We start from the raw sequence: 17,580 nt of genomic DNA on the forward strand, positions 1-17,580 counted from the left end.
AGGCCACCAGCAACGACCAATGCTCCACAAGCGAGATTCGACAACAGCCGACTACTTTCGAATCGACAATTTCGTGATCAACTCAACGTAGCGGGCTGGATCTTTCTCTTTCACGTAATCCAGCAAGCGACGACGGCGGCTGACAAGCATCAGCAACCCTCGACGGCCAGCGTGATCTTTCTGATGGGAACGAAGGTGTTCCGTCAGTGAGTTGATCCGTTCCGTCAACACGGCGATTTGAACATCTGGCGAGCCAGTGTCTTCGCCAGATTGCTGAAACTCGTTGACTAATTCCGACTTACGCTCTTTCGTAATTGACATCCATTCGGCTCCTCAGCCGTCCACATATCGCCGAAGCGACAATCCTAACCAGATAAACTTTCCGTTTTGACAAGCCGTGAAATGTAACAGGTTCACTGTCCAATTCAACTGATGACACGAAGTTACGTTTTGAATTTGATTAAGAACCCGTCTATTTTGGATGTGCCTTGCCGTTTCAAATCATGATTCCTTCCGTTTTTCGCCGAACATTCGGAGTTTTTCTGAGGTACGAAAATAGCCAGGTCCCCTGAACACTTGGCCCTTAGTCGTCAAAAATGCATCAATCAGCTGACCGTGCCACGGTGCTGCCAGTCAACTTTCGCAATGAAGTGAACGCAATTCCGGAAATGAAAACGCCCTTGATTGCGATGGCAAGCAACAGTGCGACGTGCACGTAAATATTGACACTGAAGAAATTTGCACTCTGACTGATCCAATTTGATTGATGTCCGAACCCGACCTATACTGAAATGATCGATATCGTTCGCAAACCTCGTACTGTCTTCAACTTTGGATGAAGCAGCCGGGCCAATCGATTCTCACAGACCCTTTGAATTGACAATCTCTGAATCGACAAGGACTTACAATGACACAAGCCATGAAGGATATGCCGGCCTGGGGGATCAGCCTCGTCATTAACCTGTCGATTCTGGCAATCTTCCATTTCGTCGTTTATCACCGGCCGGCGGAACTCGACAAGACGAGCATCACGAGCATCGTCGATGACTCCGCACACGAGGAAGAACTTCGATTCAGTGAAACAGCGATGGATCAGGTCGGGACGGACGGCGACGCATCGTCGCTCACTCAGTCACTCAGCGCAGCGACTGTTGTCGGGAAGGAAGATACCCCGCTCGACGAACAAGTCGAAGAAATTCTCAACCCTCAAATTCGCCCACTGACCGATTCGATGGTCATCGAACAACAGGGAGACATTTCCGCATCGGTCGATGTCAAAGGTTCCAGCGAAAAAATTGAACGCGGGGTTGAAGGAGCGATGGATCGAATCGCTTTTGAAATCCGGAGTTCGCTTCGCGATCGAAAAACTCTCGTCATCTGGCTCTTTGATGCGTCCAGCTCATTGAACGAACGACGTTCGGCGATTGCGAATCGCTTTGACAATGTCTATCGGCAAGTTGGCGAGATGGGTTCGACCGACGCGCTGTACTCCGTCGTCGCAGCTTACGGAAGCACACCGCAATTGCTCACTCCCGAACCTTTGCAGGACATTAAGGAATTGAGCACCACTGTCCGCGAAAAAATTCAGGAAGACAAATCCGGTGTGGAGAACGTGTTCGGCACCGCCAAGCTTCTTCTCGACAAATACCGAAACTGGCATAAACACAAAGGCCCGTGGAACAAGTTGGTTTTCATCGTCACTGACGAACGCGGAGACGACGCTCCTCAATACCTTGAAGAAGTGATCTCACTCGCCAAGCGGTCCCAGACCCGCTTCTTCACGATCGGCAATGCAGCGATTTTCGGACAGCAAAAAGGCTATGTGAAGTGGACCTACGACGACGGGTTTGTGGACTATCTGCAAGTCGACCAAGGACCTGAGAGCGCATTTCCAGACGGCGTTCAGCTTCCTTTCATCGGAAGTCAGAGTGACTGGCGAATTAAACAGATGTCCGCCAGCTATGGCCCATACGCGTTGACGCGTCTTTGTGCCGAAACCGGTGGGATGTTTCTCATCACTCAGGAAAGCCGCGGGCCAAAGTTCGACGCAGCGGTCATGCGTGAATACTCTCCTGACTACCGACCAGTGAGAGTGCAGGCTGATGAAGTCAAAAGGAACGCCGCAAAAGCGTCTCTCGTGACTGTGGCACAGATGACCTACGACGACGACTTGCCGGTTCCCGACCTGACGTTTCGGGCATACAACGACAACATCCTCAGAACCGATATCGGCGAAGCACAAAAACCTGTCGCTGAGATCGACTACAAACTTCGTCGATTCTACGAAGCACTGAGCGCTGGTAAAGAAGATCGCGACAAGATCCGGGAATCTCGATGGCAAGCCGCCTTCGACCTCGCGATGGGACGGATTCTGGCAATGCGTGTCCGGTATTTTGGATACAACCAAATGCTCGCCAACATGAAGGTGTCTCCCAAGTCGTTTGAGAAGGAAGACAGCAACATGTGGCGACTGGTGCCGGATGACGACATCTTGTCCGGACCTGAAATGCGAAAAGCAGCTGCGACTGCGCAGGAATATTTAAAACGCGTGATTGACGATCATCCCGGGACCCCCTGGGCTCTTCTTGCGGAACGTGAACTCAGTTCAAAGCTCGGATGGAGCTGGCATGAATTCAGCCAACCAATCCCAGGCTCTGACGGTGTCACGCGAGCCAGTGATGAAGAAGTGGCTCGTCTGCTTCTCGCAGAAGAGGAACGTCGACAAATGGAACGCAAAAAGGCGTCCAAACCGCGAGACAAACCGAAACTTTGAGTTCCGATGATCTCCTTCATGGAGACCGCTCCCCCCAATCGAGTCAAGTGGTCTGCCCGTTGAACTTTCGCAGTTCAGCACAGTGGCTGACCTCGTCCGGAAATGTCGCGTCGTATGGTCGATGATCGGAAAAGTCGATTTCCGAGAACGACCTTCGTCGCATCACAATCGTCGTGATTAGACGAACCCTGACGTCATCCATCTTCCAGGCGATCAGCAATTCTGATCAATGCAAAATCGCGCATAGATCATCACCAGTTCATGGCATATGATTTTCACACATATTCATTTTCATTGATTGAGACTTTGAACAGAGTCCATTCCCGCCCCGGGAGTCGAATATCCAGTTTGACCGCCCGACCTGGCAGGAATTGAAGAGCGACTTGCTCTTTGATCGGATCTTTCCGGTGGTCGTCAATCTGTCGTCACTTCACGACAGTGACTGCCCGAGTTTTCGCCACATCACGTAAGGACATTGATCCGAACATGATCTCTAAAAATATTCCCGCACTGCTCATTTCTCTCATCGTCCATTTCGCCGTACTGGGTGCAATGGGCTTCTATCGATTCCAGATCATCAAAGACCTGGATGTCGTCGCTGTCGAAACAATCATCGAAGATGAGCGTTTACAACAGGAGTTCGAACAGGATGTCAGTGTTGACACTCAAGTTTCGGACAACCTCTCCGTTCAGTCCGGCGGAACAATCTCGACAAACATCGGAGCTGCGGCCGCTCAACCAGCTGCCCAGACGAAGATTGAACAGTCAGAAGCTCTCAAAGATCCAGACATTAAAGTCACCGCCATTTCCGACATCAGCTTGCCGGGACTCGGAGAAATCGCGGTCGACCTGGGTGAAGGTGAAGTTTCAGGCGAAGTCGGAGCGAGAGTTGAAGGATACGGGGCGGCCATGCATCGCCTCACTCAGGAAATCATCCGCATGATGCGCGAGCAACCTGTGATTGCAGTCTGGATGTTCGACGCTTCCAACAGCTTGCAAGACGATCGAAAAGAGATTCGCGAGAACTTCCATAAGATCTATGACGAACTCAACATCGCCAAGAATCAGGCTGAGTCCAGAAAAGTGCGATACTCGCCACTAGAGACAATGGTCTGCAGCTTCGGAAGTGATGTTCGAAAGCTGACCCAGAAACCAACGAGCGAAATCGAAGAGATCAAAAAGGCGATTGATCGCGTTGAAGATGATCCTTCGGGAATCGAAAATCCATTCAGCGCCATTTCGAGAGTGCTCGATGAGTACGGGAAGACAGCCCAAAACTCGGACCGAAAATTGATGATCATCGTCGTCACCGATGAGTCGGGAACAGACGATCAGATTCTCGAAGAAGTGATCAGCAAGTCGGAAACGATCCGTTCGCCTGTCTACTTCCTCGGGCGGGAAGCGGTCTTCGGCCATCCCAAAGCTCGCGTGCGTTGGAAAGATCCGGAACCACCGAACCTCACACACTGGGTTTCGATTGATCGCGGACCGGAAACCGCATTTCCTGAATGCCTCCAGTACACCGGATTCGGCGACCGCTGGGATTCTCAATCCAGTGGATTCGGCCCGTACGGACAGGTCCGTCTTGCGAAGAAATCCGGCGGAATCTTCTTCATGCTATCCGGTGAAGAACAAGACCTCGCCGGACGCCTCTCGTGGACAGATCGAAAATTCGACGATCTGGCCATGAAGGAATACGAACCACTCCTTCTTGCTCGTCGTGACTATGAGCAGTCCCGAAAGTCGTCCGAATTTCGCGACACCTTGTGGCAAGTCATTGTCATGCTGAATCCAAACCTCGACAAGCAACTCAACATCAAACGCTGGGGCTATTCGATTGATCCTGCAGAGTTTGATGCTCAGGGGAAAGAGCAGTTCGACAAAACTCTCCGAGCGATGTCCCGTATGAGTGCCGCTTTGAAAGAGATCGAACGGATTGCTCCACTGCGTGCCGAAGAACGTGAACCACGCTGGCGAGCGGCATACGATCTTCTCTATGCCCAATTGATGTCGTACCGCGTCCGCCAATTCCAGTTCCTCCTGGCACTCGACCAACACTCGAGGCTTCGGCCGAAACTGAAGGACCCGAAGTCCAACGAATGGTACTTCGAGCACACACAGAAATTGCTCGAACCGGACGAAGAACAAATTCGCCGGACAAAGGTCGACATGACCGAACTCAACTCTCAGCGCGAACAGGCACTCGCTCTCTATGATGTGGTCATCAAAGAACACCCCGGAACACCGTGGGCAGTTCGTGCCAGTGCCGAAAAGCGATGGGGTTTTGGAATCACCTTCGAAGAGCGATTCTGGGATCCTCGCTATTACGACGCAGCCTATCGCAACAAACGAATTCCGAAGTTCTAAACCGTATCGGCCGTTTCTCTGGACTCGCCCTTGCGTTCGTCAGTACTGTTTGAAATGGTTTTCACTCTGGTTGCTTGCGTGCAACCGTGAAGGCCATTTCAATGTACTGTGAACGTGAACTCTCAACTGAATCGTTGATGAACTGAGACCGGAAGAGACGCATGCCAGACAACTGGACGACTTGGGGTGATACAGCCGAAGGAGCCTCTTATGGAGGTCTCACACTGCAGAACGAGTACATTCGTGCTGTCGTGACAAATGCAGGCGCTTCGCTCGTTTCTCTTGAATCTCCCGATCGATCGGGAGAATGGAAAAACATCGTCGTCACCGCGCATGAGCGCGAAGATTATCTCACCAACCCGTCGTTCCTCGGAGCGACAGCGGGAAGGTTTGCGAATCGAATTGCACGCGGGGAATTCGAACTCGACGGGACGAAATACAATCTCGCGATCAACAACGGCCCCAACCATCTTCACGGCGGAGAAGTTTCCTTCGCGCATCAGATCTGGCAGCTGCTGTCTCCGAGTCGAGAGTCAGTCACGTTTCGACTTGTGAGCCCGGATGGAGATGAAGGTTACCCGGGAGAATTGACTGTCGAGCTGACTTACCAGCTGAAAGGTCGCGAACTCGTTCTGAATTACTCGGCAACAACCGATGCTCCGACGATCTTAAACCTGACCAACCATACGTATTGGAATCTCGCCGGCGCCGGGCGTATCGACGACCAGCTACTGCAAATCTCAGCGGACCGTGTTCTGGAGAACGATTCCGATGTTCTCCCCACCGGAACAATTCTCGATGTAGCAGGAACGCCATGGGATTTTCGCACGCCCAAGCCGATCGGCAAAGATCTATCCGAGACCGATGGCGGATACGATTCCTGCTTTCTCATCAGCGGTGCGAACGGGTCACTTCGGACAGCCGCGATTGCGTCTGATCCAGCTTCTGGGAGAACGATGGAAGTCCTGACTACTGAACCGGGAATTCAGCTTTACACCGCCAATCATTTTGACGGGACGCAAGCGAGTGCGGGATGGGAACAGCACACCAGCTTCTGTCTTGAGTGCCAACATCTCCCGGATAGCCCCAATAACCCGGAGTTCGAAACGGAATTCGGCTCGACCACACTGCGTCCCGGAGAGACCTATCGCCAGACGACGGTTCACCGATTCGGAATTTCCTGATCGCGTCGTTGAAGTCCACGAAATCCCCCTCCCCTTGGATTGCAGTCCGGAACCGTTTCCCTACTCACAGCATTCTTCAGGTGACCCCGTGCGCATTCGTCGTTTCATCGTTTTGCTGTTCCTGGTGCTGCTTGTTCATGGAACGACCGCAGTCGCTCAACCGGAAATCCATTACTCCGGTCAAGTCGGGTGGAACGAAGATTCGGCGACAATGACCTTTTGCACGAGCGGCTCAATGCCGGTGAGCAAGGAAGGTTTCTTCTGGGATGTTCCTTCGACGGTCAAACGAATTGTGATTGACGAGAACGTTCGGTTCACCGGTGGTTTTCGTGTTTTGTATCGAGAGCCAACAAATCCGCTGCACATCGTTGGACGTCATCAAAAGACCTCCGTGATCTTTGGGACGAACGAAGAAGCATGGACGGCCAGACAGAAGATCGCCGAAAACGAAAAATGGAAGTACAGCGCCATCAGCGTCATTGAAGATGCTGTAGTTCACGTTTCCGGACTGACCGTTCGTGATCCGCGCGGATACCTGATTTCTGGATACGCCAACAAAGCTGTGATCCATGTCGATTCGTGCACACTGATCGACACCCGAAGCGGCAACAACAACAACAGCGATGGATTCGCCGGAGCTGCGGGATCTTCAATTCGGAACACTCTGATCAGCACGGCAGATGACGGCATTAAAATCTACAACGACATCACGCTTGAAAACGTCGTCATCGAGCATCATCGGAATGGTGCCCCACTGCAATTTGGCTGGGGAGGCGAATCCAGGATTGTCAACGCGACGATCTCGAATCTGACCATTCGAGGAATCGACCCGGAGCATCGATACAACATGGCTCCGTTCACTTGGGAACGCGGAGAGAAATCAACGAGAAATGTCACGATCAACGGACTCGACGTTTCCACTGGCGGTCAGTTGTATGACGAAGAGAGTGGAGAATGGGTTCCGCTGGGGCTGTTGGAACTTAAGCCCGCCAACTGTGAATTCAACCTGAAAGCGACCGCAGTTCAACGACACGGATTGCCACTTGGGATGAACAGAACGACTGGAACAATTCAGTTGGATGAACTTCCGGATCGTGAAAGCTCATCGCTGAAAGATTAAGTGCCGACAAACTCAAACCGCCTTAATATTGAATATTAAGTGCAGAACAGAGAAATGCCATCAGGCGATCGGCGGACTGAAACGCTTTGGCTGTTTCGTTCACAAATTTGGGCGATGTCACAAGGCCCGGTTCGAAGTTTGAGATCCCGATAAAATCTTTGCGTTTCAGATCGTCGATCATGGGATGATCCGCATCAAATCCCCGAGGGGCACGCTTGAGGGAATCCCCCGTCAGCGAGAATCGCTTCACAAACTTTTTGTCGTTGACTGCGTTCTTCCAGTCTTTTGATCGCTTGCCAATCGCCTTGCGAATTGCCGCGAGGTGTTCTCCCGCAGGATGCCAGACACCGGCTCCAACGAAGCATTCTTCGGCTGAGATATGCAGATAGAAACCCGGTGCGTGGACGTATTTACCCGCTTCGTGGCGAAACTGGATTCCGATGTTCGTTTTGTACGGGGTTTTGTCCTTCGAGAAGCGCGTGTCACGATGGACGCGCATCAACGAGCCGCCGACTTTCTTGGGCTCGACTCGTAAATGCTCCGAGATTTTCCCAATCGGCCCCTGCATCGCCGCGATGTATTCCAAAGCTGGGCTTCAAACTTCCGATTCGTATCGATCGCGATTGGCGTCGAACCAGTCTTTGTCGTTATTGGCTTCGAGCTCCGACAGAAACTGAAAGACTGAGGGCGGAAATCCGTTGAAAGTTCCCATCGTAGCTCCTGATGGAATTTCCAGAACTCGGCAATTGCAGCCAAGCGAACGAAAGAGACATCACATTCGCTCGAAAGAGCAGCCGTGAAGATGGCCTATTCCAGTTGCTGGATCAATTTCGTCAGCAAGGGAATCGTCGTCGCGACAAAACCGCCAGTGAGAACGAGAATGATCACGAAATGGGCCCAATGCAGGCGGACTTTCGTTTTCAGGGCCAGTTTTGAAAAGTGCACCGCGATCCCGACCACTCCCAGTACCGGGAGAATGGCTGCGGCGCCCGGGCTGAGTGCGAGTTCAGCAAACCGGGAAATTTGCAGGTCGAACTCTTCCATCACAGGCAGAATTGCATTGCGCTGCCGGACAACGAGAATCGACGCGAGGACTGTGAGGACCAGATTGATCCCGAACAACACAGGTTCAACCCGACTTGTCAGTCCCGACAAGAGGACCAACTCATCGAGTTCATTCTTTACCGGTTTCGTCATGAGGCCGCCCGTGATGCTTCGAGTGGTGCGCACTTTCCGATCTCTCGAACCGCTTGTCTCAGACGCTGTGTGTTTTCGACGATTGCCAGGCGCAGGTAGCCCTCGCCATCTTCTCCGAATCCACGTCCGGGACTCACCGCAACTCCGCCTTCCTCGAGGAGCTTCATCGAGAAATCAATGGACCCCATTTGAGCATAGGGTTCCGGGATTTTCGCCCAGACGAACATCCCCGCTTTCGGGCGATCGATCTCCCACCCTAAACGCTCCAGTCCATCACACAGAGCGTCCCGGCGTCCCTGATACTCAGTGGCAATGCCTTCGACAGCTGCGTCACAGTGGCGCATGGCGACGATGGCGGCAATTTGAATTGCCTGAAAGATCCCGTAGTCGTAGTAGCCTTTGATCGTCGCCAGAGCCCGGACCATTTCGCGATTCCCGGCACAGAACCCGATTCGCCACCCAGCCATGCTGTAGCTTTTGCTCATCGAGGTCAGTTCAACACCCACGTCAATCGCTCCGGGAGTGGAGAGAAAACTCGGTGCGAAATATCCATCGAAACAGATATCTGCGTAAGCAAAATCGCTGATCACCATGAAGCCGTACTTCTTGGCGAGTTTCACGAGTTCGACATAAAAGTCCTGTTCGATCACAGTCGACGAAGGGTTGTGTGGGAAATTGACCACCACCACTTTCGGCTTCGGATAAAGATGTTCGCATGTGTACGCGACATTTCGCAGGAACACGTCCGGCTGTCGAACATCGAGAGCGATCACGTTTCCAGCGGCAAGCATCACTGAATACATATGAATCGGGAATGTCGGCGACGGAACAATGGCAGTGTCTCCCGGTCCCATTAAACCGAGACACATATGGCTGTAGCCTTCTTTGGACCCAATACAGGCAATGACCTCATCATCCGGATTCAGCCGAACGCCGTATCGTTTCCAGTATCGCTTTGCGACTTCGCTGCGCAGATTTCCGATCCCGTTGGACACCGAATAGCGGTGATTCTTGGGATCCTGCAGGGCCTGAGCGAGTTTTTCCTGAATCAGGGGGTCCGGCGGATCGGTTGGATTTCCCATCCCAAGGTCGATCACATCGATTCCCGCGACGCGTTTTTCGTACTTGACCTTGTTGATCTTTCCGAACAAATACGGCGGCAACCTTTTCAGTCGATCCGCAACGGGAATGGAATATGGATTGTCGCTGACTGGGACTTCTGTTTCGCTTCTCATGACATTCATCAGAAAGAGCTGAGGACTTACCGATTGCTTCGCCAGGAACCACGCAGTGTGATGGCGGCATCGGACCGGACAATGGGATCTTATCCGGATCAGTTCGGTTGGGCGAGATCGAGTTCTTCAGAAACCTTTCGTGTTTTTGAACATTCTCGAATCTCCACAACGTTTTCCGGGCAGACGAAGACGTCTTCGATCCGGCTTCGGCGAGTTGGGAGAAGTCAGTTCCTCCCCAACTCGCAAGCCGAATTCCCAAATTCGCCAGCCTGAACATCACGGACGATGTCGCAGACAAGTTTCGTTCCACGCTGGTTCGGCGATGCTCGCCAATGCCCACTATTTTTGCTTCTGCGAAAGCAAAAATGCCATCAGATTGTTGAAATCCTCGGCGGGAATCAGCTCTCCCCAGTTTTCGGGCATGATTGAGATCGGAGAGATCGCTTCGTCGTCGACCAGATTCTTGTCGAACTGAATTTCTTCGCCTTTCTGATTCGCGAGAACGATGACGTTGCCCTCTTCCCGTCGAAACAGCCCGGAGTAGATGCGTCCGTTCTCGAGAACGTACAGCCTCGTCCGAAACGCCACATCGATGTTTCTGTTCGGAGCCAGAACATCTTCGAGAAGACGTTCCATCCCGCGGTTTCCGATTCCGTCCAGTTGCGGACCGATCTGTTTCCCTTTGCCATCGATGGTGTGGCAGGCCGCACAATTCTTTTCGAAGACCTTTGCCCCCTCAGAAATCGAGGCTGTTTCTGCGTTGAAGCTGTTACGACGTGCTTTGATCATGGCGAGAATGGAATCGCCGCCGTCAGGGAGTTTCGAACGAATCGCATCCAGCCGGTTGATGATCTCGGAACTTCCCGTTCCTTTGACTTGAGCGACGACGACGTCCGATCTCAAAACTTCGGGAGAAATCATTCCCGAATCAATCAAATCGGCGAGCTTGGTCGCTCCCTGCGGCGAACGGGACAGTGTTCGGGCGAAAGTTGTCTGGAGCCTCAACGGAAGCGTTTTCAGAACCGCGACCTGTGCTTCTTCATCCTGAGTCGACAAAGCATCGGCGATTGAGTTCAGCAGAACCGTCGAGACATCCGGCTCAGCGAAAACAGCAAGCAAGCCAACCGGAGTCTCCTCTGACTGCGAACCAGCGATGAGCGTCAATGCTGCATACCTTACCTGCCCCGCTTCATTTGGGTTCATGGCGATGAGGCCGAATTCTTTGAGGAATTCTTTCGCTCCCAATCGTTCACTTAAGTTCGAAGCGGCAATCAGGCGTTGCCGGCCTTGCGCGAGACTTTGCGTCGGCAACTGAACCACGGGCGGGCTGATTTCCCCGATCGCGATCCATGCATACGCTGACAGGTCAATGCCATCGACAACTTTAAGGATCCCCGTCTTGCCAGCGAACTCTTCGAGATCCCACTCAACCCGGCGTGCTGTATCATTTCTGGGGGCGTATGCGATCCGGACTGGTTCGTCATCTCCCTCCACAGTCAAGCTGACATAGTTGTTCATCACCGGTTCTTTTGTCGGAAATCCGAGATGCCCGCAGACATAGAACGACAACTTCTCCGGGATGGGAAATGGCTTCGACATCAGAACTCCACGAGCGGTTTCCCCTCCGGGAAGACTGCTCATAAAGAGTTGTGAATGTTGAGCGTCTTCACGCGTTCGCCACTCCATATCCCATTTTCCGATCGCCGAACCTTCATTCGCCAGCTGCTGCCAGTCTCCCATTCCGGGACCGCGTTCATGTAATACGCGTGCAATCACTTCGCATCCCCAGGTGTTCATCGAATCCGGAATGCTCTCGCCCTGTTGGCGAAGCCCTTCTTCCATTGATTGCAGCAGTCCCAGCTGAGTATCGAGATCCGCCGAGTATCTTGTTCGCGCTAACTCGACGAGCTGCGGGATTTCCTGGCTCTCGAGCGTTCGGGCTGCCATGCGGACGACGGTTTGCAACTCGTCGCCGGGCAACTCAACCTGATCAATCGCAGAAAGGAGGAATCGAGCGGACGCCGTCGAATGAACAGCTAGACTGACAGACGCCAGTAGCTCGACCTCATCATCCTTGGGATTCAACTTCGCGACGACGTCATAAGCCCCAGACAACTGACATGTTGACTTAAGAGCTATTTTAATCGCGTGCTTTAACTGAACGTCGCTGCTGGACGCTTGCGAATACGCTTGAAGCAAATTCGCTATTACATTCGTATCGGGATGGCCTGCAAACGCGAGAGCACTGGCACGACGAACCATTGGGTCGGAATCGCTCAGCCCGCGAGAAGCAATCTGCTGATCACCGGCCGACCAGTTCTTCCTCGTCTCGAGAATCCGTTGCACATGCACACGTACCAGACTCGATTCACTTTCACTTTCTGCTGCAAGTTCCTGATCCGACAAACCTCCCAGACGCGCGAGCGACCAGAGAAGTCCGACTGTCTGTCTGGCATCGTCTGAGTTTTTGAGAGCCGCTTTCAACTCCGGAACAGCCTCTGTTCCGCATCGATCGACAAGCTGCTCGACGACTCGGCTGACGTAAGGGACATTCGGATCGGCGAGCAATGGAATCAATTGTGTGGCCGTCAACTTTGTAAGATCTTGAGGACGTTCCTCGTCTCCCGCCTCATCCGTTCTGACGACTCGCCAGATCCGACCGCGAAAACGATCACGTCCCGGATGGTTGAGCGGAACTTCGTAGTGCCCGATAATTCGATTGTAGAAGTCTGCGATATAAAGCGCTCCGTCGGGGCCGCACTGCATGTCGACTGGACGAAACCAGGGATCTGCTGAAACGAGAAAGTCTTCCTGTTCAATCACTCGAGGACTTGATCCGTCGTACTCCAACGTGTCCCGATGAATGCGGCTCGTCATCACATTTCCGACGAACAGATTGTCCCGGTACGCTTCGGGATATCGATCATCGGTGTAAATCGTCAGTCCCGCGATTGCCGTTGAGCCGTGCAGATGCCCCATGACCGGCGGCACGTAACCGAGCCCATCGTGCGGTTTCCCGAAACTTTCGTAATAGCCGCCTTTCAAAAGCAGCGTCACGGGCTTGGTGTGACAGTCAGACGAATACAAATCTCCCCACGCATCAAAAGCCATTCCAAACGGGTTCACCTGCCCATGGCCAATGTGCTCAATGCGAGAACCGTCGATGCGAAAGCGGTAGGTGTTTCCGCTTTGCATGGACACGGTATTTCCGTCTTTGCCTGCGACAGATGATTGATTGTTAAACCCGTGACAGGCATACATCCAACCATCCATTCCTCGTCGGAACGAATTGTTCAATCCGTGTGTATCTCGAGAGTAATCGAACGGTCCGTATAAAACTTCACTCGTATCCGAAATCCCATCTCCATCGGTGTCTCGATAAAATGTAATGTTCGGAATCGAGAAGGCGATCACGCCATCTTTGTAAGGATACAGCCCGATCGGAATGGTGATCCCTTCGACGAAAGTCGTGAACTTGTCAGCGCGCCCATCTCCATCGGTATCTTCCAGAACGCGGATGCTATCCGTGGCCTCCTCAGTGAAATTTGGAAACGGATAGTCATTCGACCCCGACATCCACAGTCGCCCTCGCGCATCGAATGCCAGATTCATGGGCTTTTGAATATCCGGTTCACTCGCGAAGAGTTGAACTTCGAAACCTTCCGGAACGGCAAACTGCAAGCGTTCTTCATCCGGAGTTAAGGGATCCGTTTCGCGGACCTGCTGTCCGAAATCCTGTCCCTGAACGCTGCGAAGCCCAGACAGGGCAATCAAGACAATGCCAAGCAATCGAATACGCAATTTCAACAACGGTCTCTCACTCAATCAAAAGGGGTTCATCATGTCCAACAAACACTTACCGATACGTTTTGAACATCATGACGCATCGCCGGAAAAACTGCCAGCGACACCGTCGCTGCATCCGGGACAAGAGGAACAAGCCTCTTTTTCAATACACGACGACAGACATCTGTCTCGCGAACTGCGACAACCCCAATCACGACACCGTTCTCGGTGTTAGCGTCAGTTGTCCCCTTTGTTTGTGAAATCCCTCATCACGATGAAACAGCGTGTCGCAGACATTCTCGTCGTCCTTCTGGCCGTAGCGCCGTCCTATTCGGTCTATGCTGCGCATTGGATGCAATCGGAGGGAGCAACCGGGTTCATTCAGTACGACATGCCGTACTACAGCGCGAACGGCCGCGAAGTTTTCGAAAACGGAAACGGAATCGCCGGTGCCAACCCGTTCGATCCTCAACCGGATGCTCCGGTCGTCTACGCACAATGGTTTCCTTGGCTGCTCGGGACTGCCGTCACTCAAGTCGGGATTCCGCCAGAAGTCATCTTCTGTTCGATTGGTCTCATTGCCGGAGTTATCACCAGTTGGTTCACCCTTCTGATTGTCCGCTCACTCCTCACGCATCACGAACACGAGAGGCTTGTCTTCTTGCTGGCAATGTGGGGAGGAGGAGCACTGGCGCTTGCGCAGGTTGTGATCAATTTCATCACCCACGAACACCCCTTCCATCTCATCCTCAACTTCGACCTCGGCGGCGGATGGTGGTTCTTTTCCTGGGGACGAAATCTGCTCCTTCCGACGGAAGCTCTGTATCATGCTTTCGTCGCAGCCGCATGGTATTGCGTCATCAAACGACGAGAATGGACAGCGGTCGCGCTCGTGACAATCCTCGCAGCGACGCATCCCTTCAGCGGCGTCCAACATCTCCTTGTCATGGGAAGCTGGAATCTCTTCCAATTGCTCGTCTGGAAAGATCGACAGGCACTCTTCCGAGGATTGACACTGACCGTCGTACTCGGCCTGTTCCTCACTTATTACTTCGGATTCCTGGAGTCCTTCCCCGAACACCGTGACCTGCGCGAAACGTGGACGCTGAACTGGAGTGTTCCAACAATCGTCCTGCTACTGGCCTATGGCCCGGTCGCAACTCTCGCTGCGGCGCGACTTCTGTTTCAGCCACGAACCCGAAGCCCGGAGATCTGGTTCTTTGTCGTCGCTGGCCTGATTTCGTTTTTGCTGATCAAGCACGACCTCTTTATCACTCCGCATCAACCGTTGCACTTCACACGCGGATACGTCTGGATGCCGCTCTTCCTGCTCGGTCTGCCGGTGATCCAGTCGTTGACGAACTCAATGTTTCACATCCAGCCGATGTTCCTCCGAGTTGTCTGCATCGCGATTTCCGTTCCCCTCGCCTGCTTCGACAACATCTGCTTCATCGGCCACTCAACTCAACATCCCGAACCGCAACTTTCCCTGCCGACTCCGGTTCGCGACATCTTCGAAACTCTCAACGAACACGAAGCGACAGGTGTCTTCCTGTGTGCCGACGAAGATGTCAGCTACCTCTCCGCCACGTTCACCCCTGTCCGCCCTTACTTCGGACACAAGTTCAACACTCCAGACTTTGCAGAGCGAAAAAAACAGGTCCTCGCCTGGGCATCCGGCGAGCCAATCGACGACTGGTTCAACCCGATCGACCTCATCCTCCTCCGCCCCGAAGACCCAACAGATCTTCTCCCCTCCAACAACTGGCAACTCCTCAAAGAATCCAACAACTACCGCCTCTACACACAATCGCCTTGATTAGACAGTGATATTGCTTGGGCAACTGCACGGCCAGATGCGGACACTTCAGTGAAGCTACCGTCCCTACGGAGAAGGTAGGTGTACGCCTGCCCTACACTGACACCACAAGTGACCAGAGAAACCCATCCAAGCAAGCAAGCGTATCGCATTCGTGCTACAACACTTGATGATCGCGATGGAGCCTCCTCAAATGCACAAAATTTTGCCAATAAACTCCTTGCAGCTTATTGTGATTCGAATGGAAAATCGATTTCAGGTAATATCTTGCCCCACGCCTACTGCGAACTGTCGCATCGGCGCAAGTTGAATTGCCTTAGACTTTGATTGAATACGCGAAGAGTCGAGAGCTATCTCGCCCCCTTGTTGAGTTTCCAATGAATGTAACATTTCACTATCCCCCGGATTTGATGAGCCTTCTCGTCGACACAATTCCCCTGCTATGTCGTTCAAAAGAAGACACATTGCTGTTCATCAAAGGAGCAGGTGTCGCCGATTCACTGACATCCGATCTTTGGAACAAAGTTCGAACAGATCGTCGCAACATCAACAAATACGAAATTGTGCGAACTGTTCTTTGCAGATTGAATGAACAAGAAGAATTACTACTTCGTCCACGACGAGAAATCTTAAAACGTGTGGTCGAGTTCGACGATTTTTCTACTTGTTGGCCCGACGATCGCCTAAAAGCACAAGGTTTGGTCGCGCAGGTTCAAAAGCTCGTCAATGTTAAGGACTCTTTTACTCGATTGAAAGATGAGCATGAACGGGAAAGGCAAAAGAACATTTCAAGGAATGAAGCGGCAAGCCAACAATTGCAGAATCGCCGTTCAGTCATTGAGAAGTTAAAGTCTGAATTCTTCGGGTTGTTTTCATTGGAAAATCCCCAACTCAGGGGAAAACGATTGGAGGACGTACTCAACCGTTTGTTCGAATTCTACGGTATTTGCGTGCGGGAAGCGTTTACGGTCACAGGCGATAGTAGCGAAGGCATACTTGAGCAAATCGACGGAGTCATCGAACTCGACGGTCACCTGCACTTTGTGGAAATGAAATGGTGGAACAAACCAGTAGGTGTGAGTGAGATTTCTGAGCACATGATGCGGGTGTTCTTTCGCGCAGAGGCTCGTGCCATCATTATCTCAGCGTCTGAATTCACAAAACCTGCTGTCAGATCGTGCAAAGAAGCACTTTCGCAAAAGGTAGTTACGCTATGTACGTTGCAGGAGTTCGTAATGGTACTTGAGAACCAGACTGATTTGGCTGACTTTCTTCGAAGAAAAGTCCAGACCACGATCATGGAAAAGAATCCTTTTCCTCAATTGTGAGACATACCAGAATGATCGTCTTTTTCAGTAATAGTATTAAATTAGCACGAGTGCCATTCCCTCTCCCGTGTGGGCTGTTTTTCGGTTTCGCCGACGATGTTCGAACTCCATCCCGGAACTCGCAAGTCCGGTTAAAGCGGAACGCTGTAAGCGTCTCCCCAAAATTGTAGGAGCCTGTCCTGCACGACATTTAAGGGAGAATAGGCGGACTTTAAACAGGTTGGATTTTGTGAGCAGTAATCATCGTCGATGCGGACTTAAGGTTCCGAAATCGTGGACTGGCCACTTGTCATTTGCGTCACTTCGAATACAGCAGAACCGCTGACCGGAGCAACCTCGAGTTTTCTTGCCACAAAACCTGACTCCGCAAGCAGGTCTTGTATTTCTGAGTCTGAAAAAAGTTCATCTGTGAGGACCAACTTTTCTTTTACATTCGACTCGATCAATGCACTCACAGCGTTGACCGTCCGTCCCGCGTAGTCGCTTCGACCATCAGTGATCGTTTTCACGATCGCCCCCCGGTGCATTGCGATTCGCAGAGCGGGAACATCCTCAGCTTGATCTGTGGAAACATTCTCAGACAAGAGTTCAAGTACGGACGTAATGGCTGTTCGCGCGTCGCGAAAATCCGTCAAGATCCGGTCGTGTAGACATCGGTCAGAAAACGTAGCGCTCGACGGAGAGGGTGTGACGGAATAAAAGCGTAGCGCCCAGATGATCACTTGTTGTCAGGTGTTCAGACTTTTGGTTTTCACCATTTGTTTGAACTGA

Annotated in this window: 11 protein-coding genes and 1 pseudogene; 6 read left to right on the top strand and 6 right to left on the bottom strand. The window is 52.2% G+C overall.

Annotated elements, in window-relative coordinates; translation table 11 throughout:
• Nucleotides 1-51: 51 nt before the first annotated feature.
• On the bottom strand, nucleotides 52-321 hold the full coding sequence (rpsO, locus tag KOR42_RS16625; RefSeq protein ID WP_146510971.1) for a 30S ribosomal protein S15: 270 nt from the start codon (nucleotides 319-321) through the stop codon (nucleotides 52-54).
• Nucleotides 322-907: 586 nt separating this feature from the next.
• On the opposite strand from rpsO, the gene KOR42_RS16630 reads away from it, so the two are divergent.
• From KOR42_RS16630 to KOR42_RS16645, 4 genes are all read left to right on the top strand, one after another.
• The gene (locus KOR42_RS16630; RefSeq protein WP_146510972.1) at nucleotides 908-2,773 is read left to right on the top strand and encodes a vWA domain-containing protein; all 1,866 of its coding nucleotides are present in this window, start codon (nucleotides 908-910) and stop codon (nucleotides 2,771-2,773) included.
• Nucleotides 2,774-3,259: 486 nt separating this feature from the next.
• Complete coding sequence (locus tag KOR42_RS16635) at nucleotides 3,260-5,140, top strand: vWA domain-containing protein (RefSeq protein WP_146510973.1); 1,881 nt, start codon at nucleotides 3,260-3,262, stop codon at nucleotides 5,138-5,140.
• A 161-nt stretch (nucleotides 5,141-5,301) separates the two neighbouring features.
• Nucleotides 5,302-6,324 carry an aldose epimerase family protein gene (locus KOR42_RS16640; RefSeq protein ID WP_146510974.1) on the top strand — a complete coding sequence of 341 codons (1,023 nt, stop codon included), beginning with the start codon at nucleotides 5,302-5,304 and terminating at the stop codon, nucleotides 6,322-6,324.
• Nucleotides 6,325-6,412: 88 nt separating this feature from the next.
• Nucleotides 6,413-7,444, top strand: a complete 1,032-nt coding sequence (locus KOR42_RS16645) for a hypothetical protein (RefSeq protein ID WP_146510975.1) — start codon at nucleotides 6,413-6,415, stop codon at nucleotides 7,442-7,444.
• A gap of 22 nt (nucleotides 7,445-7,466) precedes the next feature.
• Here KOR42_RS16645 and KOR42_RS16650 read toward each other — a convergent pair.
• The 4 genes and pseudogenes from KOR42_RS16650 to KOR42_RS16665 form a co-directional block, all read right to left on the bottom strand.
• Nucleotides 7,467-8,156 (bottom strand): annotated as a pseudogene (locus KOR42_RS16650) (DUF2461 domain-containing protein).
• 95 nt (nucleotides 8,157-8,251) lie between these two features.
• Nucleotides 8,252-8,641 (bottom strand): hypothetical protein, encoded by a 390-nt coding sequence (locus KOR42_RS16655; RefSeq protein ID WP_146510976.1) that lies wholly within the window; start codon nucleotides 8,639-8,641, stop codon nucleotides 8,252-8,254.
• Nucleotides 8,638-9,876 carry an aminotransferase class I/II-fold pyridoxal phosphate-dependent enzyme gene (locus KOR42_RS16660; protein WP_146510977.1) on the bottom strand — a complete coding sequence of 413 codons (1,239 nt, stop codon included), beginning with the start codon at nucleotides 9,874-9,876 and terminating at the stop codon, nucleotides 8,638-8,640. Before KOR42_RS16660 ends, KOR42_RS16655 begins: the two co-directional genes overlap by 4 nt.
• A gap of 339 nt (nucleotides 9,877-10,215) precedes the next feature.
• Nucleotides 10,216-13,683 (bottom strand): PVC-type heme-binding CxxCH protein, encoded by a 3,468-nt coding sequence (locus KOR42_RS16665; RefSeq protein WP_231740968.1) that lies wholly within the window; start codon nucleotides 13,681-13,683, stop codon nucleotides 10,216-10,218.
• Nucleotides 13,684-13,936: 253 nt separating this feature from the next.
• Here KOR42_RS16665 and KOR42_RS16670 point away from each other — a divergent pair, with 253 nt between their 5' ends.
• Together KOR42_RS16670 and KOR42_RS16675 are read left to right on the top strand one after the other, a co-directional pair.
• Entirely contained in the window at nucleotides 13,937-15,481 is a 1,545-nt protein-coding gene (locus tag KOR42_RS16670; protein WP_146510979.1) for a hypothetical protein, read from the top strand.
• A 377-nt stretch (nucleotides 15,482-15,858) separates the two neighbouring features.
• Nucleotides 15,859-16,809, top strand: a complete 951-nt coding sequence (locus KOR42_RS16675) for a restriction endonuclease (protein ID WP_146510980.1) — start codon at nucleotides 15,859-15,861, stop codon at nucleotides 16,807-16,809.
• Between the two features lie 257 nt (nucleotides 16,810-17,066).
• On the opposite strand, the gene KOR42_RS16680 is transcribed toward KOR42_RS16675, so the two are convergent.
• On the bottom strand, nucleotides 17,067-17,444 hold the full coding sequence (locus KOR42_RS16680) for a hypothetical protein (RefSeq protein ID WP_146510981.1): 378 nt from the start codon (nucleotides 17,442-17,444) through the stop codon (nucleotides 17,067-17,069).
• Nucleotides 17,445-17,580 lie beyond the last annotated feature (136 nt).

Origin of the sequence: Thalassoglobus neptunius, assembly GCF_007859735.1 — a bacterium.
Classification (GTDB): Bacteria; Planctomycetota; Planctomycetia; order Planctomycetales; family Planctomycetaceae; genus Thalassoglobus; species Thalassoglobus neptunius.